24 protein-coding genes and 1 riboswitch are annotated in these 22,553 nt (G+C 72.4%); of the genes, 10 read left to right on the top strand and 14 right to left on the bottom strand.

The genetic code is table 11. The features are described 5' to 3' along the window. The first annotated feature begins 100 nt into the window (after window positions 1–100). Complete coding sequence (locus C9F11_RS40890) at window positions 101–1,585, top strand: NF041680 family putative transposase (RefSeq protein ID WP_249402094.1); 1,485 nt, start codon at window positions 101–103, stop codon at window positions 1,583–1,585. 124 nt (window positions 1,586–1,709) lie between these two features. Here the strand turns inward: C9F11_RS40890 and C9F11_RS40885 are convergent, their stop codons facing one another. Together C9F11_RS40885 and C9F11_RS47810 are read right to left on the bottom strand one after the other, a co-directional pair. Then, on the bottom strand, window positions 1,710–3,017 hold the full coding sequence (locus tag C9F11_RS40885) for a PD40 domain-containing protein (protein ID WP_171076014.1): 1,308 nt from the start codon (window positions 3,015–3,017) through the stop codon (window positions 1,710–1,712). 352 nt (window positions 3,018–3,369) lie between these two features. Continuing rightward, window positions 3,370–3,534, bottom strand: a complete 165-nt coding sequence (locus C9F11_RS47810) for a hypothetical protein (RefSeq protein WP_171075585.1) — start codon at window positions 3,532–3,534, stop codon at window positions 3,370–3,372. A 250-nt stretch (window positions 3,535–3,784) separates the two neighbouring features. Here C9F11_RS47810 and C9F11_RS40880 point away from each other — a divergent pair, with 250 nt between their 5' ends. Next, complete coding sequence (locus C9F11_RS40880) at window positions 3,785–4,063, top strand: hypothetical protein (RefSeq protein WP_138965377.1); 279 nt, start codon at window positions 3,785–3,787, stop codon at window positions 4,061–4,063. Window positions 4,064–4,443: 380 nt separating this feature from the next. On the opposite strand, the gene C9F11_RS40870 is transcribed toward C9F11_RS40880, so the two are convergent. Together C9F11_RS40870 and C9F11_RS40865 are read right to left on the bottom strand one after the other, a co-directional pair. Next, window positions 4,444–4,638, bottom strand: coding sequence for a ferredoxin (locus tag C9F11_RS40870; protein WP_138965375.1), 195 nt, complete (start codon window positions 4,636–4,638; stop codon window positions 4,444–4,446). Continuing rightward, window positions 4,638–5,864: a cytochrome P450 gene (locus C9F11_RS40865; RefSeq protein ID WP_138965373.1), complete on the bottom strand. Its 1,227-nt coding sequence runs from the start codon at window positions 5,862–5,864 to the stop codon at window positions 4,638–4,640. Before C9F11_RS40865 ends, C9F11_RS40870 begins: the two co-directional genes overlap by 1 nt. 342 nt (window positions 5,865–6,206) lie before the next feature. On the opposite strand from C9F11_RS40865, the gene C9F11_RS40860 reads away from it, so the two are divergent. Beyond that, window positions 6,207–6,446 (top strand): chaplin, encoded by a 240-nt coding sequence (locus C9F11_RS40860; RefSeq protein ID WP_138965371.1) that lies wholly within the window; start codon window positions 6,207–6,209, stop codon window positions 6,444–6,446. 3 nt (window positions 6,447–6,449) lie between these two features. Here the strand turns inward: C9F11_RS40860 and C9F11_RS40855 are convergent, their stop codons facing one another. After that, window positions 6,450–6,983 (bottom strand): GNAT family protein, encoded by a 534-nt coding sequence (locus C9F11_RS40855; protein ID WP_249402093.1) that lies wholly within the window; start codon window positions 6,981–6,983, stop codon window positions 6,450–6,452. Between the two features lie 89 nt (window positions 6,984–7,072). Continuing rightward, window positions 7,073–9,337 (bottom strand): excinuclease ABC subunit UvrA, encoded by a 2,265-nt coding sequence (locus C9F11_RS40850; protein ID WP_138965369.1) that lies wholly within the window; start codon window positions 9,335–9,337, stop codon window positions 7,073–7,075. Between the two features lie 257 nt (window positions 9,338–9,594). Between C9F11_RS40850 and C9F11_RS40845 the strand changes: the two genes are divergently transcribed. Beyond that, window positions 9,595–9,969 (top strand): hypothetical protein, encoded by a 375-nt coding sequence (locus tag C9F11_RS40845; protein WP_138965367.1) that lies wholly within the window; start codon window positions 9,595–9,597, stop codon window positions 9,967–9,969. Window positions 9,970–10,166: 197 nt separating this feature from the next. Next, complete coding sequence (locus tag C9F11_RS40840; protein WP_171076165.1) at window positions 10,167–10,496, top strand: peptidase inhibitor family I36 protein; 330 nt, start codon at window positions 10,167–10,169, stop codon at window positions 10,494–10,496. A gap of 58 nt (window positions 10,497–10,554) precedes the next feature. On the opposite strand, the gene C9F11_RS40835 is transcribed toward C9F11_RS40840, so the two are convergent. Both C9F11_RS40835 and C9F11_RS40830 read right to left on the bottom strand, forming a co-directional pair. Further along, entirely contained in the window at window positions 10,555–11,805 is a 1,251-nt protein-coding gene (locus C9F11_RS40835) for an MFS transporter (RefSeq protein WP_138965363.1), read from the bottom strand. A gap of 70 nt (window positions 11,806–11,875) precedes the next feature. After that, window positions 11,876–12,085 (bottom strand): DUF2180 family protein, encoded by a 210-nt coding sequence (locus C9F11_RS40830; RefSeq protein ID WP_138965361.1) that lies wholly within the window; start codon window positions 12,083–12,085, stop codon window positions 11,876–11,878. 268 nt (window positions 12,086–12,353) lie between these two features. Between C9F11_RS40830 and C9F11_RS40825 the strand changes: the two genes are divergently transcribed. The 4 genes from C9F11_RS40825 (at window position 12,354) to C9F11_RS40810 (ending at window position 14,394) form a co-directional block, all read left to right on the top strand. Continuing rightward, complete coding sequence (locus C9F11_RS40825; protein ID WP_138965360.1) at window positions 12,354–12,794, top strand: Fur family transcriptional regulator; 441 nt, start codon at window positions 12,354–12,356, stop codon at window positions 12,792–12,794. Window positions 12,795–12,946: 152 nt separating this feature from the next. After that, window positions 12,947–13,279 (top strand): hypothetical protein, encoded by a 333-nt coding sequence (locus C9F11_RS40820; protein ID WP_030671812.1) that lies wholly within the window; start codon window positions 12,947–12,949, stop codon window positions 13,277–13,279. A gap of 279 nt (window positions 13,280–13,558) precedes the next feature. Beyond that, window positions 13,559–13,939: an RNHCP domain-containing protein gene (locus tag C9F11_RS40815; RefSeq protein ID WP_172382501.1), complete on the top strand. Its 381-nt coding sequence runs from the start codon at window positions 13,559–13,561 to the stop codon at window positions 13,937–13,939. Between the two features lie 26 nt (window positions 13,940–13,965). Beyond that, a complete protein-coding gene (locus C9F11_RS40810) occupies window positions 13,966–14,394 on the top strand; it encodes an RNHCP domain-containing protein (RefSeq protein WP_138965355.1) in 429 nt (142 codons plus the stop codon). Between the two features lie 57 nt (window positions 14,395–14,451). On the opposite strand, the gene C9F11_RS40805 is transcribed toward C9F11_RS40810, so the two are convergent. The 3 genes from C9F11_RS40805 to C9F11_RS40795 all read right to left on the bottom strand — a co-directional run bounded on the left by C9F11_RS40805 (window position 14,452) and on the right by C9F11_RS40795 (window position 17,865). Next, the gene (locus C9F11_RS40805) at window positions 14,452–16,176 is read right to left on the bottom strand and encodes an acyl-CoA dehydrogenase family protein (RefSeq protein ID WP_138965354.1); all 1,725 of its coding nucleotides are present in this window, start codon (window positions 16,174–16,176) and stop codon (window positions 14,452–14,454) included. 66 nt (window positions 16,177–16,242) lie between these two features. Further along, entirely contained in the window at window positions 16,243–16,800 is a 558-nt protein-coding gene (locus tag C9F11_RS40800) for a PadR family transcriptional regulator (RefSeq protein ID WP_138965352.1), read from the bottom strand. Window positions 16,801–16,902: 102 nt separating this feature from the next. Continuing rightward, a complete protein-coding gene (locus C9F11_RS40795; protein WP_138965350.1) occupies window positions 16,903–17,865 on the bottom strand; it encodes an SMP-30/gluconolactonase/LRE family protein in 963 nt (320 codons plus the stop codon). 136 nt (window positions 17,866–18,001) lie between these two features. Between C9F11_RS40795 and C9F11_RS40790 the strand changes: the two genes are divergently transcribed. After that, window positions 18,002–18,916, top strand: coding sequence for a cobalamin-binding protein (locus C9F11_RS40790; RefSeq protein ID WP_138965348.1), 915 nt, complete (start codon window positions 18,002–18,004; stop codon window positions 18,914–18,916). Window positions 18,917–18,944: 28 nt separating this feature from the next. On the opposite strand, the gene C9F11_RS40785 is transcribed toward C9F11_RS40790, so the two are convergent. The 3 genes from C9F11_RS40785 to C9F11_RS40775 all read right to left on the bottom strand — a co-directional run bounded on the left by C9F11_RS40785 (window position 18,945) and on the right by C9F11_RS40775 (window position 22,360). Next, window positions 18,945–19,352 carry a (2Fe-2S) ferredoxin domain-containing protein gene (locus C9F11_RS40785; RefSeq protein ID WP_138965346.1) on the bottom strand — a complete coding sequence of 136 codons (408 nt, stop codon included), beginning with the start codon at window positions 19,350–19,352 and terminating at the stop codon, window positions 18,945–18,947. A gap of 62 nt (window positions 19,353–19,414) precedes the next feature. Further along, window positions 19,415–19,538: riboswitch (cobalamin riboswitch) on the bottom strand. A gap of 79 nt (window positions 19,539–19,617) precedes the next feature. Next, window positions 19,618–20,838 carry a cytochrome P450 gene (locus C9F11_RS40780; RefSeq protein WP_138965344.1) on the bottom strand — a complete coding sequence of 407 codons (1,221 nt, stop codon included), beginning with the start codon at window positions 20,836–20,838 and terminating at the stop codon, window positions 19,618–19,620. A gap of 271 nt (window positions 20,839–21,109) precedes the next feature. Further along, the gene (locus C9F11_RS40775; protein WP_138965342.1) at window positions 21,110–22,360 is read right to left on the bottom strand and encodes an MFS transporter; all 1,251 of its coding nucleotides are present in this window, start codon (window positions 22,358–22,360) and stop codon (window positions 21,110–21,112) included. Window positions 22,361–22,553 lie beyond the last annotated feature (193 nt).

Here is a 22,553-nt window from a genome sequence, read left to right as displayed (position 1 = left end):
AACTTGATCACTCGTAGTGATAAGGGCCGTTCAGCGGGGCGGCCTTCGTCTGATTCTGTGCTCCGTCACAGAGGCACCGGATCAAGCGAAGGCCGTAGAGGTGAGTCTGCTGCATCACGATGTCACGCGGGAGCCGTTCGGGCTGCTGTCAGCCTTCCGTGCGGAGTTGTACGCGTCCCTGACCGCACGGGCGGACTCCTTGTTCGAACTCACCGACGCGATGCTGTGTGCCGACGGGCCGGTGAAGACCCTGGTCGGCCTGGCGCTCGCGCCGGAACACCAGCGTGGGCATGGCGCGTTGTACGCCGGGCTGAACCAGGGGCGCCTTGATGTGGACCGGCTGCGGCGGGCCCTGGTCTCGGTACCGTTGCCGAAGGCGGCCGATGGCCGCCTGGTCCTGGCCGTCGACGTCACGCCCTGGCTGCGTCCAGACGCGGACACCGCTCCTGACCGGTGCTTTTGCCACACCTACGGCTACGGAGACAACAAGCACCAGATGATCCCTGGCTGGCCTTACTCCGTCATCGCCGCGCTGGAGACCGGGAGGACCTCGTGGACGGCGGTCCTGGACGCGGTCCGCCTCGGACCCGGCGCCGACGTCGCGGCAGTCACCACCACACAGATCCGCGAGGTTGTCGAGCGCCTCATCACGGCGGGACAATGGCGCGAGGGCGACCCGGACGTATTGGTCGTGGTCGATGCCGGATACGACGCCCCGCGCCTGGCCCACCTGCTGGCCGGCCTGCCCGTCGAGATCCTGGGCCGGCTCCGTTCGGACCGCGTGATGCGCCGTCCGGCACCCTCCCGCAAGGAGTTCCACCAGGCCAACCCCTTGGGCGGCCGCCCGCCCAAGCACGGCGGCGAGTTCGTCTTCGGCGACCCGGCAACCTGGGGCACCGAGCAAGCCATCACCATCACCGACACCCGCCTCTACGGGAAGGCAACCGCACGGGCCTGGGACCGGCTCCACCCCCGCCTCACCCGGCGATGCGCATGGATCGACCACACCGCCGAGCTGCCCCTGATCGAGGGCACGGTGATCCGGCTCCAGGTCGAGCACCTGCCCTCCGGCGGCGAGCCCAAGCCGGTGTGGCTGTGGTGGTCCAAGACCGGCGCCACCGCGGCCGACACCGACCGTTGCTGGCAGGTCTTCCTGCGCAGATTCGATGTGGAGCACATGTTCAGGTTCTGGAAGCAGACACTCGGCTGGACCGCCCCACGGCTGCGCAGCCCCGAGGCCGCGGACCGGTGGACCTGGCTCGTCCTCGCCGCCCACACTCAACTCCGCCTCGCCCGCCCGCTGGTGAAGGACCTCCGCCATCCATGGGAGAAGCCCGCCCCGCCGGAACGGCTCACACCCGCCCGAGTCCGCCGGGGGTTCAGAAACCTGCGTCCGACAGCCGCTTCACCAGCCGGTGCGCCGAAACCTTCACATCCTGGCCCAGGGCGTCCAGTTGGCTCGAGGAACCGGCGGTCCGCCACCCGACATGACGTGGGCAAGGTCCTCGCCACCGGCGAGCGTTACCAGCGCCCCGCCCACCACAAGGTCGGCACGAAACCACGGAGAGTCACCGCCGCAGGATAAATCCCAAGCTCAGAACCCGTACGCAAACCCACGTGATCAGGGCAGGGTCACACGGATCTTCCTCGAGTGGTGGAGGCGAAGGGACCGCATGTCCCTGTCCGAATCTGGTTCGCGCTCCTACGCCTCAGCACAGGTGCCGGATGTACACGTCGTCGATCTGTTCGGGATGGTCGGGGATCAGGTTCGTGGAGGGCGAGGCGAAGGCCACCAGGCAGCCGCCGTGTGCCGGGGCCGGGGCGCCCGCGCCATGCGAGGGGAAGCCGCCGTCCACGGCGACGGTGATGCGGCGGGTGGCCTCGGGGCCGTCACGTCGCAGGTCGCGCAGGTACAGCGCCTGCTTGCAGTCCGGCTCACCGGTGGCGCAGGCGAGGGTGGTGTAGCCCACGTACCGGCCCTCGGGGCTGATCTGCGGCGACCGGGCGGGCTTGTTGAGCGGTCCGCCGTCGGGGGCCGTGCTCGCGAGCACGGTGCGTCCGGTGCGCAGGTCGTGCACGAAGATCTCCCACAGCATGTGAGGGTTCGGGGCGGACAGGCCATCGCGGTTGGTGACGTACGCGATGAAGCGCCCGTCCGCGCTCAGAGACGGCTCGAAGTACCAGTCACTGACCGGCTGCGGGTCGCCCGGGGTGTGGTTGATGTGGTGCAGGCGGCCCGTGCGGCGGTCGCGGACGTACACGGCGCTGGCCACGCCGTACCGGTCGTGGTCGTACACCCTGAAGGCCACGTGGCGGCCGTCCGCACTCATCGAGACATCGCTCATCAGCGGCCCGGGGTACAGATCCTCGCTGATGACGTCCGTGAGGCCGCGCTCGCGGTCGCGTACGTAGAGCGTGGCGAGGTAGAAGGGCGGCCCGGGGATGCGGGCGTAGCCGAAGAAGGCCGCGTACCGGCCGTCCCCGCTGAGGGCTTCGAGACGGGACCACTCGAACAGCTTGCCCTCCGGGCCGATGGCGACGAACTCGGTGTGGCGGCTGCGCAGATCACGGACGTAGGCGTGGCTGATGGCGGGTGGCCGTTCCCCGGGAGCCAGTGCCGGGTCGCGGGAATCGAAACCGACGACGCGGCCGTCGCCGCTCAACGCCCTGAGATCGACGCTTTCCTTGCTCTGGCGTCCGTCGTCGCCCACGCCGACACGGGTGAGGGTGCCGGTGCGGCGGTCGCGGACGAGCACGTCGGTGGTGTCGTTGGTGTCGCCGGGCACCAGGTTGGACGCCATGGTCTCGAACGCGACGTACCGTCCGTCGTAGCTGCTGCGGGGCTTGTACGAGTGGCTGTTGCCCCGCGTGCCGTCCTCGGTCGTACTGACGATCTCCGTACGGGGCGCCTGACCGCGCGGCGGCACGGCGGACGAGGACGCCGCGCCGAGAAGAGAGGCCGCCGCGGACAGCGCGACCGCTGCCCCGAGGACGCGTCTGCGCGTGGTGGAATGCATTCCTTTCGTCATGAGTATGCCCTTCGTCGATGCCGTCGAGGGCCCCGCGATCCGGGGCCGGGGGGGGTGCCGCGGCTTGCGACGCAACCAGCACCGCGAGGACGCCCACAAGGCCGCTTTGCGCCGCGGTCCCCACACATGGGCACGCCGCCTACAGCCGGAGGCCGCACACACGGCGACGATGTCGTCCGGGAGCAAAACCAACGTTTGACGAACCACGGGTCCCTCTCCGGCGGGCGTCCGAAAGCCGTCATGAGCGCATGTCCCTCACACGGTAGCCCGATCCACCGCCCCCTCGCGGGGCCGCCAAGCCGCTCCTCAGAACCGACGCGGATGGCGTGTGGGCGGGTGGTCAGCATTTGATGCGTGCACCGACGGCGAGGAGGGTGGGCTCCAGGAGGCGGGAGGTCAGGAACCAGGTGAAGGCGCGGGGGGCGCGCAGGCCGTAGCCGGACGGCAGCCTGTAGCCGTGGAGTTGGCCGCGTTCCGCATGGGTGGTGCTGGTGTGGTCGGGCACGGTCCAGCTGGGATTCCGCCGCGCGGCTTCGCCGACTTACGTGACGCTCCGGGCTGGGAACTGCACCGGCTCTCCGACGACCTCCTCGCCCCCAGCTGGGTGTGCGCACCCTGCCCGGGACCTCCGCGGCGAAGTACACCGACCAGGCCCGGCTCGCCGAGTTCCGCAGGGGCCGCGAACAACGGCTGGTGGCCACCGGGCTGGTCACCTACGCCAACAACTGTCTCGCTACGACGACGTCACGATCCAGGTGGACGGGCCGCGACACCACCGGCCCCTCGTCCCGCGCCGCCGCAACGCGAGCGAGACCGCCCTCGAGAAGCTCCTCGACGGATACCGGGCCCGCCGTGGCGCACACCGAGCTGCCGGTATCGACATGGACTCGCTCTTCTCCCTGCTGACCGACCCGGTAAGGCACGAGCGTCCAGAGTTCCTGCTGGACCGGGCGGAGCCCGACCACCCGGGCTACTCCGCTGACGCGGGCCCCGCCCGGCCGACCGGGAGAAAGGAGCTCAGCGCAGCCGGGTGACGGTGACGACCTGATGGCGGGTGGTGCCCGCCGCCACCTCGACGAGTGGGCCGGTATCGACGGCGGTGTAGGGCTCGCCAGCCGGGGTGCGGGCACTGCGGGCCGGGGTCGAGTCCGCGCAGGTGGATGCCGCGGGCCCCGGCCAGCGGCCCGGGCCGGGTCTGGGAGAGGGGCAGACGGGCATCGGGCAGACGCACCACGACCCTGCACATCCGCCTCGGCGTCCGCGAGATGCGGCACGACCTCACTGCACCGCCCACCGTGTTGCCTCGGGAACTCCCAGGAAGTGCCAGCTAGAGGCGGAAATCCTGCCCCGTTCTCCGGCAGGCGCTGTCCCGGGCGAGGGGGCGGGGGCCGCTGCTGACCCCCGCCCGTGTGCGTCACTCGGTCTTGAGGGTGATGGCCTGCACCGGGCAGGCGCGTGCCGCCTCCTTCAGCATCGGGTCGTCCGCTCCGTCGGCGCTCTCGGGCAGCAGTGCGCTGAAGCCGTCGTCGTCCTGGGTGAAGACGCCGGGGGCGGTCAGGACGCACTGGCCCGCGCCGATGCAGCGGTCCGTGTCGATCGTGATCCGCATCAGCCGCGCCCCCAGCTGACAGGCAGTTCGATGAGGCCCTGGATGGTGTCGCCGGGCTTGATCGGGACCTCGTCCGGCGGGACGGCGAGCCGCAGGCCGGGGACCCGGGCGAGGAGGGAGGTGAAGGCGATCTCCAGCTCCAGGCGGGCGAGGTTCTGCCCGAGGCACTGGTGGATGCCGAAGCCGAAGGCCAGGTGGTGGCGGGCGCTTCTGCGGACGTCGAGGTCGTCCGGTTCGGGGTAGACGGCGGCGTCGCGGTTGATGGCCGAGGCGGCGAGGAAGACGCCCTCGCCCGCGCGGATGGTCTGCCCGGCCACCTCGATGTCGGCGGTGGCGATCCGCTGGAGCGCGTCGGCGATCGACAGGAATCGCAGGAGTTCCTCCACCGCGTCGCGGATCAGCTCCGGCTCCGCCCGCAGGGCGTCGAGCTGTTCCGGGTGTTCGAGGAGGGTGAAGGTGCCGAGCGAGATCATGTTGGCGGTCGTCTCGTGCCCGGCGACCAGCAGGATCAACGCGATCCGCGCCAGTTCCTCGCGGTCGACCTCGCCGGTGTGCAGCCGTTCGCGGACGAGGTCGTCGAGCAGGCCTTCGGCGGGCGCCGCCGTGTCCGTGGGGCGGCTCCCGGCGGCCCGGCTCTTCCGGTCGACCAGACCCACGAGGTAGTCCATGAGGTCCAGGCGCGCCTCCTCGGACTCGTCGGCCGTCTTGCCGCGCAGCAGGCGGCGCGAGGCCTCTTCGAAGAAGTCGTGGTCGGCGTACGGCACGCCGAGGAGCTCGCAGATCACCATGGACGGCACCGGAAGGGCGAACGCGGACACCAGGTCCACGGGCGGGCCCTGTTCGAGCATGGCGTCGAGGAGCTGGTCGACGAGGTGCTGGATGCGGGGCCGCATCGCCGCCACCCGTTTCACGCCGAACGGCGGTATGAGCATGCGGCGCTGTCTGTTGTGTTCGGGGTCGTCCACGCCGAGGAGCGCGGTCCGCACCCGGCGCGAGAGCTCGAAGCGGGGGGCGAGGGAGGGGAAGGCGGGATTCTGCCGGTTCGCGGAGAGCCGGTCGTCGGTGAGCAGCGCCTGGGCCTCGGCGTGCCCGGTGACGACCCAGGCCTCGGTGTGGTCGTAGAGGGTGATGCGGCTGAGCGGGCCCTGTTCGCTCAGCGGGCGGTAGCCGGCGGGCGGGTGGTAGGGACAGGTGCGGTCCTGAGGAAAGGGAGCTGCTTGCGTCATGCTGTCTCCGGTTTCGGACGGGCGTGCAGGTCTGCCGGTCCCCCGAGGCGTTCCGCTCCCCACTACATGCCCTCTACAGCGATTTCGATGACGTGTGGTTCGGCCAACTTCGTCGCGCATGTCCCCCGCCTCGATGACGAAGGCCGGAAACAGTGCCTTGCGGGGCCGCGCGGTCTCGCGTCCGCCCCGTCACCGTCGATCCACTCCGGACCCGGACGCCGCGTTCGGCCGACCGAAATGGCCGGTTGTCGCTGTTCATTCCATCGGGCTACCAGGACTTTCTCCCGTACCGCACGGCGGCGAGGCTCGGGAGGAACCATTCCTTCGCACCAGGAGGTACCCATGCGCACTCGCGTGCTTCTCGCCTCGGCCGCACTCGCCGTGACGACGCTGGTCGGCGGCGCCACCTCGGCCGCCGCCGACGCCGACGCCGACGGCACGGTGGAGAACTCGCCCGGCGTCCTGAGCGGCAACCTCGTCCAAGTGCCGGTCGACATCCCCGTGAACCTCTGCGGCAACACCGTGAACGTCGTGGGCGTGCTGAACCCCGCCACGGGCAACACCTGCTCCGACGGGCACTGACTCCTACCGTGGCGCGGCGAGGCCCTTGAGGTCGCGGACGTACCAGTTGTGGCACGTCCCGTCCGTCTCCCGGACCTGCTTCATGTACGTGAAGCCCGCGCGCCGCGCCACCGCCTCCGACGCGGCGTTGGCGGGGTCGACCCGGATCACGCCGACGCGCGCGCCCTCGGTCGCCGTGTAGCGGCAGACCAGGTCGACCGCGCGGGTCGCGAGGCCCCGGCCCCGCCAGGCGGGGTAGAGCCCGTAGGCGATGTTGGCCGCGCCGGGGGCGAGGCCCGGGACGGTGAGCCGTACGTCGATGGTGCCCGCGAGGGTCAGGTCGTCACCGGCGCGCACGCCGAAGGCGCGCAGCGTTCCCTTGTCGGCCCACTGGTCCTGGCAGTGGCGCACGTACTCCTCCGTGCTCGCCCGGGTGCTGGGCTCGCCGTTGAGCCAGCGCACGAGGAGGTCGTCCTCGCCCGCCAGGTGCGCGTCGACGTCCTCCAGGGTCAGGGGGGACAGGGTGACCACGCCGTCCGACAGCTCGATGTTTCGCACGGGGCGACTGTCGTCCTCTGTCGCCGCGAGGGCAAGCGAATATCGCGGGCGTGCCGTGGGGCGTGGGGTCAGCGCCCCACGGCACGGGCTCAGGAGGCCACGTACTCCCGCAGGTGACGTGCCGTCAGCGTATCGGCGTCCGCGACCAGTTGGGAGGGAGTGCCGGTGAACACCACTTCGCCGCCGTCGTGTCCGCCGCCCGGCCCGAGGTCGATGATCCAGTCGGCGTGGGCCATGACGGCCTGGTGGTGTTCGATGACGACCACCGAGTTGCCGTCGTCGACGAGCCGGTCGAGGAGCGCGAGCAGCTTGTCCACGTCGGCGAGGTGCAGTCCGGTCGTCGGCTCGTCCAGGACGTACGTGGACGACTTCTCGGCCATGTGGAGGGCGAGCTTGAGGCGCTGCCGCTCGCCTCCGGAGAGGGTGTTGAGCGGCTGGCCGAGGCGCAGATAGCTCAGCCCGACGTCGTCGAGGCGGCCGAGGATGGTGTGCGCCTGGCCCGACGGGAAGAAGGCGTACGCCTCCGCGACCGACATGCCGAGCACCTCGCTGATGTTCTTGCCGCGCAGCGTGTACGTCAGGACCTCGGGCGTGAACCGCTTGCCCGCGCAGCCCTCGCACACCGAGGCGACCTGCGCCATCATCGCGAGGTCGGTGTAGACGAGGCCGATGCCGTTGCACTTCTGGCAGGCGCCTTCGGAGTTGGCGCTGAACAGCGCCGCCTTGACGCCGTTGGCCTTGGCGAAGGCGGTGCGGATGGGGCCGAGGAGGTTCGTGTACGTCGCCGGGTTCGAGCGGCGCGAGCCGCGTATCGGCGCCTGGTCGGCGACCACGACCCCGTCCTGCCCCGACAGATAGCCGTGGATCAGGGAGCTCTTGCCGGAGCCCGCGACGCCGGTGACCACGGTGAGCACCCCGAGCGGCACGTCCACCGCCACGTCCTTGAGGTTGTGCCGGTCGGCGCCCTTGATGGACAGGCGCCCCTGGGGCGTACGGACGCGCGTGCGCAGCTCGGCGCGGTGTCCGAGGTGCCGTCCGGTGAGCGTGCCGGACGTGCGCAGGCCCGCGACGTCGCCGGTGTAGCAGATCTCGCCGCCCGCCTCCCCCGCGCCGGGGCCGAGGTCCACGACGTGGTCGGCGATCGCGACGACCTCCGGCTTGTGCTCGACGACGAGCACGGTGTTGCCCTTGTCGCGCAGCCGCAGCAGCAGGCCGTTCATGCGCTGGATGTCGTGCGGGTGCAGGCCGGTGGTCGGTTCGTCGAACACGTACGTCACGTCGGTGATGCTGGAGCCGAGGTGGCGGACCATCTTCACGCGCTGCGCCTCGCCGCCGGACAGCGTGCCCGAGGGCCGGTCCAGACTGAGGTAGCCGAGGCCGATCTCCACGAGTGAGTCCAGCAGGTCCCGCAGCCCGGCGAGCAGCGGCGCCACGCCGGGCGCGTCGATGCCGCGGACGAACGCCGCCAGGTCGCTGATCTGCATCGCCGAACACTCGGCGATGTTCAGCCCGCCCACCTTCGAGGCGAGTGCGGCCCGGGTGAGGCGGCTGCCCCCGCAGAGCGGGCAGCGGGCGAAGACGACCGCCCGCTCGACGAAGCTCCTGATGTGCGGCTGGAGCGACTCGCGGTCCTTCGCCAGCCAGCTCCGCTGCATCTTGGAGACGAGGCCTTCGTAGGTGAAGCCGTTGGCGCCCACCTTCACCTTGACCGGCGCCTTGTGCAGGAGGTCCTCCCACTCCCGCGCGGTGAAGTCCCGCAGCTTCTTGTCGGGGTCGTGGAAGCCGGAGTTGACCATGATCTGCCAGCTCCAGGAGTCCACCGCGTAGTAGGGAACGGTGATGGCGCCCTCGTTCAGCGAGAGGTCGCGGTCCACCAGCTGGTCGGCGTCGACGGTGGAGACCTCGCCGGTGCCCTCGCAGTCCGGGCACATGCCCTCGGGCAGGTTGAAGCTGAAGGCACCCGCGGTGCCGATGCCCGGCTCGCCGAGGCGGCTGAAGATGATGCGCAGCATCGTGTAGGCGTCCGTGGCGGTGCCCACCGTGGAGCGCGAGTTGGCGCCCATCCTCTCCTGGTCGACGACGATGGCCGCGCTGAGGTTGCGCAGCTCGTCGACGTCGGGTCGGCCGACGCTCGGCATGAACGACTGGATGAACGCGGCGTACGTCTCGTTGATGAGCCGCTGCGACTCGGCGGCGATCGTGCCGAAGACCAGCGAGGACTTCCCCGAGCCCGAGACTCCGGTGAAGACGGTCAAGCGCCGTTTCGGCAGGTCGAGGGAGACGTTCCGCAAGTTGTTCGCCCGCGCGCCGCGGACCTGGATCACGGTGTGGCTGTCTGCGGGGGTGACGTTCACGAGCGCTCCTCGCACGTTGGTTCGACCGGAGGGATCAGCGTACACCGTACCCAGTTGGGCCGAAGGGTCATGCGCCGCACCATCCCGACCGGGGCGTTCGCCAAGGCATCACGCTCCGCGCGCGCAGAAAGGCTTCTTCTCTCCCATAAGCCCACCATTCGGGTGAGTTCCCGCATGCCGCCCTCGCGCCGGGGGCAGCCTGGCCGTGCCCGCCCACGAGCCTTGGGCAGGGATCCCCCAGTGACGCGAAGGTGCCCATGCTCCGCAAACTCGCCCTGTCGGCCGCTGCCCTGGTCACCGCCCTCACCCCCGCGCTCACCACGGCCCCCGCGTCGGCGGCCGGGCCCGGCGTCGAGCGCGGCCCCGGCGAAGTGTGCTTCTGGACCCAGCCGGGCCAGCACGGCACGGGCTTCTGCTACAAGCCCCCGGGCTACCGGGACCTGCCCGATTCCCACCACGACAAGACCGCCTCGTTCCGCTCGGACGCCAACCAGAACCTGTACGCGATCGACTGGGGGCGGCACGACTGCTACTACCGCCTGATCCGGCCGTACGACTTCAGCGACAACTGGTCCTGGGGATCGCGGATCGACGGCGTGTCCGACAAGGACGAGGGCTGCCAGGCGGCCTGACCGGCCCGGCGGCGGCCGTCGGCGCACCCGTCCCGCGCCCGGCAGCCCGCGGAGCAGCCACCCCGACCACCCGAGAAGTCCAAGCGAAGCGAACAGAAAGGCCCCTCCCGCCCATGAGCACGAAGCCCGTCCCCTCCGCCCCCAAGACCTCCGCCAAGCGCGGCCTGTTCGCCGCCGTCGCGGCCGCCGCCCTGCTGATGACGGGTGGCCTGGTCGCGGCCACGCCCGCCGGTGCCGCCGACTGTCCCAGCGGCGAGTTCTGCACCTGGGAGCACGCCGACTACAAGGGCCAGCGCGCCAACTGGTCCGGTGACGACGGCTGGTGGGAGAGCTGGATCGCCGACGAGGACTCCTCCTGGGCCAACCACGGCATCTCGGGCCCGGGCATCAAGGACCACGTCCAGGTGTACTCGCGGGCCCACCAGGGCGGCCACATGACCATCTGCCTCACGCCGGGCCAGGAGGTCAACTACAACGGCGCGGCCAACGACAACGGCGACTCCCACACCTGGGCCATGAGCTGCTAGGCGCCGGTCCACAGTGCGGGCCCGCACCCCCTTTCGGGGTGCGGGCCCGTTCCCGCGTTCAGTGCGGGCGCACGTGTCCGCCGCGCCCGGCGAGCGCACCGGTGACGGCCATCGGTACGGCGATGACGACCAGGCCGACCAGGCCCGCGGTCCAGTGCCCGCTCAGGTCCCGCACGGCGCCGAAGAGCGTGGGCCCGACAGCGGCCACCAGATAGCCCACGCACTGCGACATCGCCGAGAGCAGCCCGGCCTCCTCGATGGTGCGGGCCCGCATCGACATAAAGGCGATGCCCAGGCTCAGGACGGCCCCGAGGCCGAGGCCGAGGAGCGCGGCCCACAGGGTGGCGGCGCCGGTCGGCGCGGCGGCCAGCCCGATCAGCGCCACGGCGCACAGCGCGCTGCCGAGCACGGCCAGGTGGCTCTGCCGCCGGGAGCGCTGCGCGGCCACGGGCACCAGCAGGGACGTGAGCATCGCGAAGCCCATGCAGACGGCGAGCAGTACTCCGGCCCGGCCCTCTGAGTAGCCATGGGAGATGTAGAAGGAGGGCAGCCAGGTGGTGGCCGTGTAGTAGATGAGGGACTGGAACGCGTAGAACAGGGCCACGGCCCAGGCGAGCCGGTCGCGCCACAGCGATCCGCCCGGGCCCGGGGCGGCGCGGGGGCGCCGCGCGGGACCGCGGCGCAGGCGCGGCGCCCACACCAGCACCGCGACGAGCGCGAGGAGCCCCCACAGGGCGAGCCCGCCGGACCAGTCGAGGCCGAGCCCGTCGCGCAGCGGTACCGTCGCGGCGGCCGCCACGGCGCCGCCGCCGACGAGCATCGCGGAGTGCAGGCCGGACATCAGGCCCACGTGGCGGTGGAAGTCCCGTTTGATCAGGGCCGTCACGACGACGTTGGCCACGGCCACGGCCGCGCCGATCAGGAAGGTCCCGGCGAACAGCGGGGGCAGCGCGGGCACGAGGCGCACGGCGGCTCCGGCCAGGAGGAGCAGGAGCACGGCGACGAGGGTGCGCTCCATGCCGTGGCGGCGGGCGAGGCGGGGCGCGAGCGGGGCGAAGACGCCGAAGCAGATCAGCGGCAGCGTGGACAGGACGCCCGCGGCGCCGTTGGACAGGCCGGTGGCGTGCCGGATGTCGTCCAGGAGGGCCGAGACGGCCACGATGACGGGCCGCATGTTCAGGCCGACCAGGAGCACGGCCAGGGCGTACGGGAGCAGGCGGCGGGCAGGGGGTGCGGTTGACGTTGCGGCTGCGGTCAAGGAGTCGGGTCCGGAGGACGTGGTGGCTCCGGGCTCGGCGGGAGAGTTCACGACGCACTTCCTCGGGGGTGACGGGGCGGACCGCCCGGCAGGTCAGGAGGTGACGGTTGGTCAGGCCCGGTCAGGCGGACCGCTCCGCCGCGTAGCACGTGTGGCAGACGACGCGGCGGCCCGGCAGGTCCCGTGTCGCCTTGCCCATGCCGCCGGCCTGGTGCAGGACGAGCGGCGTGACGTGGCCGTGGTCCGTGCAGACGACCAGGTGGCAGCGGCTGCAGATGCCGATGCCCGCGGTGTCGCTCCTGCCGTCGAGGGCGCAGTCGTAGCACTTCATGGGGGTCTCCGTCGGGGTCGCGCGCCGGCGGCCTCCCGGTTCGGGGCAGCGAAGTCCCGGGGAACCGGGGGCGGCGCGTCGGATGAGGGGTAGGGGTCGCGTGCGGCAGCGGCGGTCGCACACCGAGCCGCGGGGTGCTCGGCGGTCCGTTGCCGTACGAGACAGTAGCCCGCTAGTTTGGACAGAGTCAATTCTAGGATCGGATCTCGCCCAGGGCGCCCGGGGTGATCCCGTTAGACTTCCGGGACGGAACTGGGGGTGCATCGTCATGGAGCAGCGAGCGGCCGACCTGCTCAGGGCCAAGGGGCTGCGCAGCACGGCGCAGCGTCGCGCGGTGCTGACCGCCCTGCACGGTCACCCGCACTCCACGGCGGCCGAACTGGAAAGCCGCATCGGCGTCACCGGCGGCGGGGCGCCCTCCTCCGGGGGCCTGTCCCGGCAGGGCCTGTACAACGTCCTCGACGACCTCGGGCGGGCGGCACTGATCCGCTGCATCGAGCCGGCGGGCTCCCCCACCCGTTACGAACTCCGCGTCGGGGACAACCACCACCATCTGGTCTGCCGGTCCTGCGGCCGCATCGAGGACGTCGACTGCAGCGTCGGCCACGCCCCCTGTCTGGAGCCCGGGGACGACCGGGGCTTCGCGGTCGACGAGGCGGAGATCATCTGGTGGGGCCTGTGCGCGGACTGCCGACCGGCCCGCGGCTGACTCAGGGCCTCACGCCCAGCGACCGTCACTCCCCCGCCACCCTTCCCGTCGGAACCGGGAACGTTTCCCGGCCCGCCCCGGCCACCGCCCCTGGCTTCCGGGTGCCTCCCGGCAGCACGCTCTAGGAGCTGTCAGAACAGGGAGGAAACGGTATGAAACTCTCGATCCGCAGGCTCGCCACCGTCGGCACCGCGCTCGCCGCGACCGTGGTGCTCATGGCCCCCACCGCTTCTGCCGTCAAACCAGGCGAGACGTTCCGCTACGGCAGCCTGGACTGCACCGCCTCAGCGGACATGAACGGGAACGGGGCGCTGAAGTGCACCGGCACCATGGACGTCACCTGGCGGGCCAAGGTGAAGTGCAAGGCGGGCTTCACGTCCTACGGCTCGTGGCAGACCAACGCCCAAGGCGGCACCAAGGAGTCCAAGTCCGAGTCCAAGTGCGTCTTCGCCGTCGAAGACGTCACTATCGACCCCATCGTCTGATCCGCGCCCGTCCGGCCCGAAATTCGTTGGCACGCGCCACGGCGCCGTGGCTAACCTGGCGTTCGCACTGTTGATCGCCGACCGGGCCGTGTGCCCGTAGAGAGGGGTGCTTGATGCCCCGGGTCGCGCCGAGCGCGCCTCGCCGCACCGTCTGACCGTCCGCTTCGCCGCCGCCATGTCCGCGCGGCGGCCGGACACCGGTCTATGGTGCCTTCCTTCGCCGAAGCCGCTCGGCCTGCTCTTGCTGTCGTTTCCCTTCCCTCAGCAAGGAGTACCCGGGTGTCCCACACCACCGGAGCTCGTCAGAGCGACGCCCACAACACCCTCAGGATCGGCACGTTCACCTGCGCCTGGTGCGGCCTCACCGTGTCCGCCACCGCCGACGGCGTCCCGCGCGACCACTGCCCCTCGTGCCTGCACTCGCAGCACGTCGTCGACCACGTCGAGGGCGGCCCGAGCGAGTGCCGGGGGCGGATGACCCCGATAGCCATCGCCGTCCTGCGGACCGGCGACTGGCGGGTCATCCACCGCTGCGTGCGCTGTGACGAGCTCACGTCGAGCCCCGTCCGCACGGACGACAACCAGCTCATCCTGATGCGCATGGCGGTGCGGCCGCTCGCCCAACCGCCCTTCCCGCTCGAAGCGTTCGGCACCCTGTGAGCCGGGCCGAGGGGAAGGACACCACCATGCCGCGACGCAACCACACCCCCGAGCCGTCATCGGCGCGCCGCCGCCCGCAACGGCACAAGGACGTCCTGCACGGTCGGGGCGGGCACCGCGCACACGACTTCCGGTGCGTGGGCTGCCGACTCGACGTGCCCCTGGACGCGCCGGGCACCGGGCACCGCAACCACTGCCCGCACTGCCTGGCCAGCCTGCACGTCGACCACCGCGTGCCCGGCGACCGCGCCTCACCCTGCCGCGGCCGCATGACGGCGCTGACCATGACCGCGCGCCCGGACGGCGAGTGGATGCTCATCCACGAGTGTCTGACGTGCGGCGAGCTCAGCGCCAACCGTGTCGCGGGTGACGACAACGCACTGGTCCTGGTGCGGCTGGTCCTCAAACCGCTCCAGGACACCGGGGTAGCCCGCCGGACGCTGCTCACCCTGTGAGGACCGGGGCCGCCGTGTCACCACGGCGGCCCCGCCCCCCTCTCGTTCCCGAAAGGGCTACGGTGCCATCTCGTACGTCCCGGCCAGCGCCTCGACGCGGGCCCAGACGCGCGCCGAGCGGGCCTCGTCGACGACCGGGCGCCGGACCGCGCCGAGGGCCCAGCTCTGCTGCCGCTCGGTGGCGGAGTCCTTGCCGTGCAGTTCGACGGCGTACCCGGAGAAGTCCCGTACGAGGACGGCGAAGAGCTCGTCGAGCACGTCCTGCGCCAGGCCCGTCAGGCGCGCCTGCTCCAGGATGAGCTGGCCGTGCACGACGAGCGCGAAGAGCTGGCCGACGGCGAGGAGCAGATCGAGGTCGCGGCTCTGCTCCTCGTCCGGGGCGGCCGTGGTGACGAACGCGCAGAGCGCGTCGGCCTGTTCGCGGAAGCGGGCGACGTTGGGCACCTCGGCGTACGCGTCGTAGGCGGTGCGCCAGTCGTGGAAGCGGATGGCGCCGAGGCCCCGGGCCGGTCCCTGCTGGAAGAGGAAGGCGTCGTCGGCCGCGTCCAGGCGGGTCGGCACGGGCGCGTACTCGGCCGGGTTCAGCAGGTGGTTGCCCATGAACTTCAGGATCAGGGCCAGGTTGACGTGGACCGTGCCCTCCAGCTTGGGCAGGCCCCGGATCTCCGTGGCGGCCTGGGCGAAGTAGGTGTCCTTCTCGAAGCCCTTGGCCGCGATGACGTCCCACATCAGGTCGATGACCTTCTCGCCCTCCGTGGTCACCTTCATCTTCGTCATCGGGTTGAAGAGGAGGTAACGGCGGTCGTCGGGCCCGGCCGAGCGGAAGTAGTCCACGGCGCGGTCGCTGAACAGCTTCATCCCCACGAGGCGGACGTAGGCGTCGGTCAGCTCGCGGCGCACGTGCGGGAAGGCGGTGACCGGACGGCCGTACAGGATGCGGTTCTGCGCGTGCGTGACGGCCTCGTACATCGCGTGCTCGCAGATGCCGATCGCGCCGGTGCAGAGGTTGAACTTGCCGACGTTGACGGTGTTGAGCGCGGCGTCGAAGGCGGCACGGCCGGTGTGCAGGACGTCCTCGGCCGCGACCGGGTAGTCGTCGAGCCGGAACTCGCTCACGTACTTCGAGGAGTCCACGACGTTCTTCACCAGGTGGTACGCCGCGTGGCGGCTGTCGGCGGCGAAGAAGACGTACGCCTCCGGGCCCTCCATGTCGGTGCGGCGGCCGAAGACGGAGACGAGGCCCGCGGCGTTGCCGTTGCCGATGTAGTACTTGGAGCCGCTGGCGCGGAAGCCGCCGTTCCCGTCGGGCTCCAGGAGCATGTCGGTGGAGTAGATGTCGGCGCCGTGGGTCTTCTCGGACAGGCCGAAGGCGAACACCTCGCCCTGCGCGAGGAGTTCGGCCGCGCGGGCGCGGGCGGCGGCGTTGTCGCTCTGCCAGACCGGGCCGAGGCCGAGGATGGTGACCTGCCACGCGTACCAGTAGTCGAGGCCGTAGAAGCCGAAGATCTCGTTGAGGGCGGCGATCCGGGCGGTGTCCCAGCGCTTGTCGCCCTCGCCCTCGCCCGCGGCGGACGCCGGGGTGAGGAAGGTCGCGAACAGGCCCTCCTTGGCGGAGAACTCCAGGAAGTCCGCGAGCCAGGCGCGGGAGCGGTAGTCCTCGATGAGCCGGCGCTTGCCGCGCGCCTCGAACCAGTCGACGGTCGCCCGCAGCAGCCTGCGGGTCTCGGGGTCGAAGTGGGTCGGGTCGTAGGTGTGGGGGTTGAACAGCAGCGCGTCGGCCATGGCCAGTCGCCTTTCCGGCTCGGGGTCGGGGAGGTCGGGGAAGGGGGCGGGAGAGCTGTGGGGGCGTCAGCGCCGGGCGCCGAGCCGTTCGAGGGTGGCGATCACGTCGTCGAGCCAGGTGAGCGTCATCTGTTCGTACGCGATGCCGCCGCGCAGCACGACGTGCTGGAGCTCCTGCCCGTCGTCGAGCACGGCGGGCGCCTCGGGCCCGGTGAAGTCGCGCCGCTCCCCCGCGCGGTAGTGAGCGAGCCGGTCGGCGTGCGCCTCGCGGTACCGCCGCACCTCGCGGATCAGCGCGGCCGGGTCGTCGAAGGCCGCGCCGCGGATCTTCACGGCGAGCTCGTGCCGGACGCTCTCGGGCTCGATCGGCTCGTGCAGCCAGCCCGAGAGCGCGGCGCGGCCGAGGGCCGCGACGGAGTACTCCTTCTTGTCGGGCCTGTCCTGCTGCGCCACCGCGCGGGCCTCGATCCAGGCGTCGCTCTCCATGCGCTTGAGCACGCGGTAGATCTGCTGGTGGGTGGCGGTCCAGAAGTACCCGATGGACCGGTCGAACCGCCGGGCCAGCTCATAGCCGGAGCCCGGCTGCTCCAGCAGGGAGACGAGGATCGCGTGCTCAAGCGCCATGCCCGAATCCTTCTATGCAACTCGTTGCATAGACAAGCGGCGCAGAGCAGGTGAGACACGGCTCACCCGGCCTCGCGGCGTGCCGCGCGGTCGGCGGGCGGGCTACGAGGGGTCGGCGCCCGCGGGCACTTCGTAGATCTTCCCGTCGACGCCCGCCCGGTAGAGCCTGCCCGCCGAGAAGCCGCGGTCGCCCTGGCCGTAGGTGACCTGGGTGGAGAGGTGCAGACCCGACTCCACGGCGCAGAGGCGTCCGTCCTCGACGCGCCAGATCTGGCCCGCGGCGTGCGTGGTGATCAGCGGCCGCCCCTTGCTGTCGAGGGTGAGCCCGTCGGGCAGGGCGAGGACGTCGGACGGGGCCACCGAGACCCAACGCCTCGGGTGGGCCGGGTCGTCGGCCGCGATGCGGTAGAGACCGGGGGCCACGGTGGTCTGGATGACGTACACCTGCGTCCCGTCCGGGGACACGGCGATGCCGTTGGGCTGGGGCACCCGGGCCCAGGCGGGGTCGACCCCGCCGTCCGGCGAGACGCGGCCGATGTTCCGCCCGCCCAAGGTCGTGGTGTACACGGTGCCGTCGGCCGCGAGGGCGACGCCGTCGATGCCGCCGAGTCCGGCGGCGTACGTGCTGACCTCGCCGGTGTCCGGGTCCACCAGGAGGAGCTTCGAGGTGGGCAGCGCGTCGCCGGTGAGCGAGTGCACGAGGTCGTTGCCGGTGCCGACCAGGAGGCGGCCGTCCGCACGCACGACGATTCCGCCGTTGGCCCCCACGTCGCCGGTGAGGGGTACGGGGGTGCGGCCCGGCGCGTCGATCCGGTAGACGCGGCCGGTGAAGTAGGCGGTGGCGAACATCCGCCCGCGCTCGTCCACGACGATCGACTCCACCCAGTCGGGGATGCGCGCCACCTGGACCGGCGTACCCCGCCCCGGGGCGGCACAGGCCGGTGCCGCGGACGCGGGGGCGGGTGCGAGCACACCCGCGGCCGCGGCCAGCAGGGCCATCGACGCGATGCCGCGGCCCGGCCCGCGCAAGACTCCGCGCGGCCTCCGGCTCACCTTCAACGTCATCGGTTCTCCTCCGTCGTCGGGTCGTGTGCCGGGCGAAGTATCGGCTCCGGGAGCGGCGAGCACCACCGTCGGGAGGCGTCGGCTTGGGCACACCGGTGGCGGGCGCGGGCGGCGGCGCACGCCGTAGGGTCGGCGTATGCGCATCGTGTCCCTGCTCCCCGCCGCCACCGACATCGTCGCCGAACTCGGCCTGATGGAGGGGCTCGTCGGGCGCACCCACGAGTGCGACTGGCCACCCCGGGAGGTGGCGGGCGTGCCCGTGGTGACCGGTGCCGATCTGGACCAGGACGCCTTGAGCAGCCGTGAGATCTCCGACGCGGTGGGCGGGTCGGCGCACTCCGGGTCCTCGCTGTACTCCCTCGACACCGAGGCCCTCGCGGCCCTGCGCCCCGATGTGGTCCTCACCCAGGACCTGTGCGACGTCTGCGCGGTGTCGTACGAGCGGGTCAGCCGCACCGTGCGGCTCCTGGACGCGGACACCCGCGTCCTGAGCCTGGAGCCGCGCACCCTCGACGACGTGCTGGACTGTCTGGTCACGGTCGGCTCCGTGCTCGGGGTGCGGGGGCGCGCCGCGTCGCGCCGGGACGGACTGCGGGCCCGTCTCGACCGGGTGCGCGCGCTGACCGCGGGGCGTGCGCGGCCCCGGGTGGTCGCGATCGAGTGGCTGGACCCGCTGTGGCCCGCCGGGCACTGGGTGCCCGAGCAGATCTCCGCCGCCGGGGGCGAGGCGCTCCTCGCCGGGCCCGGGGAGCACACCGGGCCCATGACGTGGGACGCGGTGCGGGCGGCCCGGCCCGACGTGCTGCTCGTGCTGCCCTGCGGCTTTCCGCCCGAGCGGACGCTGCGCGAGACGGACCTGCTCACCCGGCTGCCCGGCTGGTCGGAGCTGCCCGCCGTCCGGTCGGGGCGCGTCTGGGTCCTGGACGGGCCCGCGTACTTCAACCGGCCGGGACCGCGCGTGGTCCGCGGGGCGGAGGTGCTGGCCCACGTCCTGCACGGGGTGGGCGCCGGGGCGGCGGTGACCGCGGGCGAGGCGCGCCCGCTGCCCTGACCTGAACGCGCCGCCCCGGCGCGGTGGTTCAGGACACCGCGCGGCGTCGCGGCGGGGTGAAGGCGTACAGGTCGAGGATCTCCGGCCGCGGAGCGACGCCGGGGCCCCCGGCGCGGACCCAGGCGACGATGTCCTCGGTCGCGTCCGCGTCGTTGACCAGGCCGAGCCACACCGGCCGGGCACCGGCCGCCCGGCCCTCGGCGGAGGGCTGGACCACGATGACGTTGGCCTGGTCGCACACGTCCAGGCAGGCGGAGACGCGTACGGGTGCCTCGGCCCGCAGGCGCGCGGTCTGTGCGGCGTGGTCGACGCCGGTCACCTTCGGAGTGCCGCAGCAGCAGTCCCGGCAGACGACGACCCGGCAGGGCGCCGGGCCGGTGGCCGTGTCGTGACTTCCTGCGGTGCCGGACGACTTCCGGGCCTGTCTTGCGGGCATGCCGCGTCCTGCCTCTCTCCGGGGAGATCCGCCCCGGTGTTGTGCGGAGGAGGCGACCGCGTGAGTCTCCTGGCTTACGGGTCGCTGTCCGTCCCGGCCTTCCCACCCCCTGCGGGGCGGTGGCAGGCCGGGACGCGCTCGCCGATCACAGTGGCGGGACCGCGCCGGATTCACACCGGCTTCCTCGGACCGCCGTCGCCTTGTCGCCCGTCATCATTCCATCCGGCGGCCCCGAGCGGCCCGGGGGTCCCGCTCCGGAACCTCGTCAGCCGCCGCACAAGGTCACCGGCAGGGCCTGGACGCTGTTGCTGACGAAGGACGGCAACGGCACCAACTCCGCGCGCGGCACGGCGAGCTCCATGTCCGGGAACCGCCCGAACAGGCCCGGCAGCGCGATGCCCACCTCCAGCCGGGCCAGGGCCGCGCCGAGGCAGTGGTGCGGGCCGTGACCGAAGGAGAGGTGCCTCGGCCGTGGCCGGGCGGTGTCGAACTCGGCGGCGTCGGGGCCGAATCGGTCGGGATCCCGGCCCGCGGCCGCGTACGAGGCCAGGATGGCCTCGCCGCGCGGGATCACCACGTTCCCGACGGGGATGTCGTCGAGGGCGTAGCGCAGCGGGAAGTGCGCGACGGGCGGGTCCCAGCGCAGGGTCTCCTCCACCACGGCGTCCCACGGCCGTTGCCCGGTGGTGACGGCGGCGCGCTGCTCGGGGTGGGTGAGCAGCGCCGCGGTCGCGTTGGTGATCAGGTTGAGGGTGGTGCCGTGGCCCGCGACGAGGACGAGGATCAGGGTGCCGATCAACTCCGGCTCCGAGAGCCGGTCCCCGTCGTCACGCGCGGCGATCAGCTGGCTGGTCAGGTCCTCCCCCGGCCGCTTCCGCCGGTCGGCGACGAGGTCGGCGAGCAGCGCGTGCAGGCGTTGTTGGGTGGTGAGGGTCTCTTCGGGCGGGGTGACGCTGCTGGTCAGGCTGGCGGAGAGGTTCCGGAAGTCGTCGAAGCGCTCGTGGGGCACGCCGAGCAGGTCGCCGATCACCGCCATGGGCAGCGGATAGGCGAAGTGGCGGCGCAGGTCCACGGGATCGGTGCCGCCCTCGGCGAGGCCGTCGAGGAGGCTCTGGGTGACCGCCTCGACGCGGGGCCGCATCGCGGTGACGCGCCGCGCGGTGAAGGCCTGCGTGACCAGCTCGCGCAGTCGGCGGTGCTCCTCTCCGTCGGCGGTGGTCATGCCGCGGTTGGTGACCATGCCGATCAGCGGCCAGCCCTCCGGCACCTCTCCCGCCCGCAACGCGGACCAGTGCGCCGGGTCCTTCGCCGTACGAGGGTCCGCCAGGAGTTCCTGGAGGAGTTGGTGGCGGGTGAGGACCCAGGCGGGCACTCCACCGGGGAGCCGCACGCGCACGGCGGGGCCGATCGCGCGGAGCCTCCGGTTCTCGCCGTGCAGGTCACCGGCGCTCGCGTCGAGGCGGAAGAGAGGGGGTTGGCTGTCCACGGGTCACCTCTGGCTGGGGTCGACGAGGGATCGATCGCGGAGCGTGTGCGGGGACGGGCGTGGCGTGGCACGGGGCGTGCGCCGTGTGCGCCTCACGCGGTGTGTGCCTCGCAGGGTGTGCGCCTTGTACGGCGTACGCGGACACCGTGCGGGGCGGGCGTACGCGGGGCGGCTACTGGATCGTACGGCGCTGCGCGAGCCCGGTGAAGAGCGCGCGCGACGCCTGGCGACGGTCCGTGGGAGCCCGCCCGGCCTGAGATGTGACGGGTGTTCAGCCTGTCGTGGCCGCGGGGTCGGGCTCGGGCTCAGTCTCCGGCTGCGGCTGCGGCTGCGGCTGGGCGCGGTCGGCCGTGGCGCTGGCGACCGTCATCCGCAGCGGGGGCAGGGACGCGACGAAGGTGCCGAGGGCCAGGACGACGCCGAGCACCCCGGCGCCCGCCGTGTCGAGGACGGCGCCGACGGCCAGCGGCCCGATGCCGGTGCCCAGCGCGCTCGCTCCGCTCAGGGAGGCCACCAGGCGTCCGCTCGGGTCGAGGAGCGCGGCGGCCGCGAGGGTCTGTACCAGGACGGCCAGTTGGCAGGCCTGCCACAGGACGGCCGCGACGATGAAGAGCACCGGGTCGTGGGTGAGCACCAGGGCGGCCATCGACAGGGCCTGTGCCGTGATGAAGGCGGCCAGGGACCGCGTACGGCCGAAGCGGCGGGCGGCGGCGGGGCCGAGCACGGCGCCGACGAGGGCCACGACGCCGGAGACGGCGAGGACCACCGACACGGCCGACGGCGACATGCCGGTGTGTTCGCGGCCGAAGACCGAGGCGTACGCCCAGGCGCCCTGGGTGACGGCCCACAGCAGCGCGATCCCGCCCAGCAGGACCCAGGAGGGGGTGGCCGCGTCGTGCGGCGTGGCGGCCGGGGCGGTCCCCGCCGTGGCTGCCCCGGCCTGCGCGGCCCCGTTCGTGGTCGGCCCGTCGGGAAGGCCGCCCACCAGGGGCCAGGCGAGCAGACAGCACAGCGCCATGACCAGGAAGCCGGTGCCCTCCCCCACGCTGTGGTTGGCCGCGGGCACCGCCATGATCAGCAGGGCGGTCACGGCCACCGTGCCCGCGATGGTGGCCGCGGACGCCTTGTCGGCGTCGTCGGTGGCGGCGATCGCCGCCGTGGCCGCGGCGTAGACCGCGCCGAGTCCGCCGCCGATGACGAGGTTGGCCAGGATCAGGGTCGGCAGGTCGCTCGCCGCGGTCGCCCCGACGAAGCCCGCGAGGCCGACGGCGAGACCGGTGCGGGCCATGCGGACGCGGCCGGGGCGCGCGGCCCGCGCGGCGAGGCGCAGGGTGACGAGCGCGGTGGCCATGAGCTGGGCGGCGCCGACGAGTCCCGCACCGGAGTCCCCAAGGGCGAACCGTGAGGAGAAGTCGTCGACGAAGAGGGGCATCAGGTTCGCCCCGCCGTTGCCGAGGGTGGCTCCGGCGATCAGCGCGACGGCGACGCCGAGGGTCAGGGCGGCCGTGCCGCGCGCCCTCATCGACGCCCCCGCGGGGTGCGGTCGGCCACAGGTGCTCGGCGGGTGGGCGGGAGTGCGACAGCCATGGGATTCCCATCGGTAGGAGGTGCGGAAGGAGTGGGTCCGGCCCCGGAGCCTCGGGGGCGCCGCTCCGGAGTCACGGGTCCGGCCCCGGAGTCACGGGTGCGCCGCCCCGGTGGTCACGGGTGCGCCG

Origin of the sequence: Streptomyces sp. YIM 121038 (assembly GCF_006088715.1) — a bacterium.
Lineage (GTDB): Bacteria > Actinomycetota > Actinomycetes > Streptomycetales > Streptomycetaceae > Streptomyces.
This window is presented reverse-complemented; position numbering and strand designations above follow the sequence as displayed.

What these genes read in the sequence shown, in the direction of transcription:
- C9F11_RS40840 (WP_171076165.1), top strand. Translation starts at nt 10,167, where the DNA reads ATGACGGGTGGCCTGGTCGCGGCCACGCCCGCCGGTGCCGCCGACTGT.
- C9F11_RS40785 (WP_138965346.1), bottom strand. Translation starts at nt 19,352, where the DNA reads ATGCCCGCAAGACAGGCCCGGAAGTCGTCCGGCACCGCAGGAAGTCAC.
- C9F11_RS40820 (WP_030671812.1), top strand. Translation starts at nt 12,947, where the DNA reads ATGAAACTCTCGATCCGCAGGCTCGCCACCGTCGGCACCGCGCTCGCC.
- C9F11_RS40810 (WP_138965355.1), top strand. Translation starts at nt 13,966, where the DNA reads ATGCCGCGACGCAACCACACCCCCGAGCCGTCATCGGCGCGCCGCCGC.
- C9F11_RS40825 (WP_138965360.1), top strand. Translation starts at nt 12,354, where the DNA reads ATGGAGCAGCGAGCGGCCGACCTGCTCAGGGCCAAGGGGCTGCGCAGC.
- C9F11_RS40860 (WP_138965371.1), top strand. Translation starts at nt 6,207, where the DNA reads ATGCGCACTCGCGTGCTTCTCGCCTCGGCCGCACTCGCCGTGACGACG.
- C9F11_RS40775 (WP_138965342.1), bottom strand. Translation starts at nt 22,360, where the DNA reads ATGAGGGCGCGCGGCACGGCCGCCCTGACCCTCGGCGTCGCCGTCGCG.
- C9F11_RS40805 (WP_138965354.1), bottom strand. Translation starts at nt 16,176, where the DNA reads ATGGCCGACGCGCTGCTGTTCAACCCCCACACCTACGACCCGACCCAC.
- C9F11_RS40865 (WP_138965373.1), bottom strand. Translation starts at nt 5,864, where the DNA reads ATGACGCAAGCAGCTCCCTTTCCTCAGGACCGCACCTGTCCCTACCAC.
- C9F11_RS40870 (WP_138965375.1), bottom strand. Translation starts at nt 4,638, where the DNA reads ATGCGGATCACGATCGACACGGACCGCTGCATCGGCGCGGGCCAGTGC.
- C9F11_RS40800 (WP_138965352.1), bottom strand. Translation starts at nt 16,800, where the DNA reads ATGGCGCTTGAGCACGCGATCCTCGTCTCCCTGCTGGAGCAGCCGGGC.
- C9F11_RS40830 (WP_138965361.1), bottom strand. Translation starts at nt 12,085, where the DNA reads ATGAAGTGCTACGACTGCGCCCTCGACGGCAGGAGCGACACCGCGGGC.
- C9F11_RS40790 (WP_138965348.1), top strand. Translation starts at nt 18,002, where the DNA reads ATGCGCATCGTGTCCCTGCTCCCCGCCGCCACCGACATCGTCGCCGAA.
- C9F11_RS40885 (WP_171076014.1), bottom strand. Translation starts at nt 3,017, where the DNA reads ATGCATTCCACCACGCGCAGACGCGTCCTCGGGGCAGCGGTCGCGCTG.
- C9F11_RS40845 (WP_138965367.1), top strand. Translation starts at nt 9,595, where the DNA reads ATGCTCCGCAAACTCGCCCTGTCGGCCGCTGCCCTGGTCACCGCCCTC.
- C9F11_RS40795 (WP_138965350.1), bottom strand. Translation starts at nt 17,865, where the DNA reads ATGACGTTGAAGGTGAGCCGGAGGCCGCGCGGAGTCTTGCGCGGGCCG.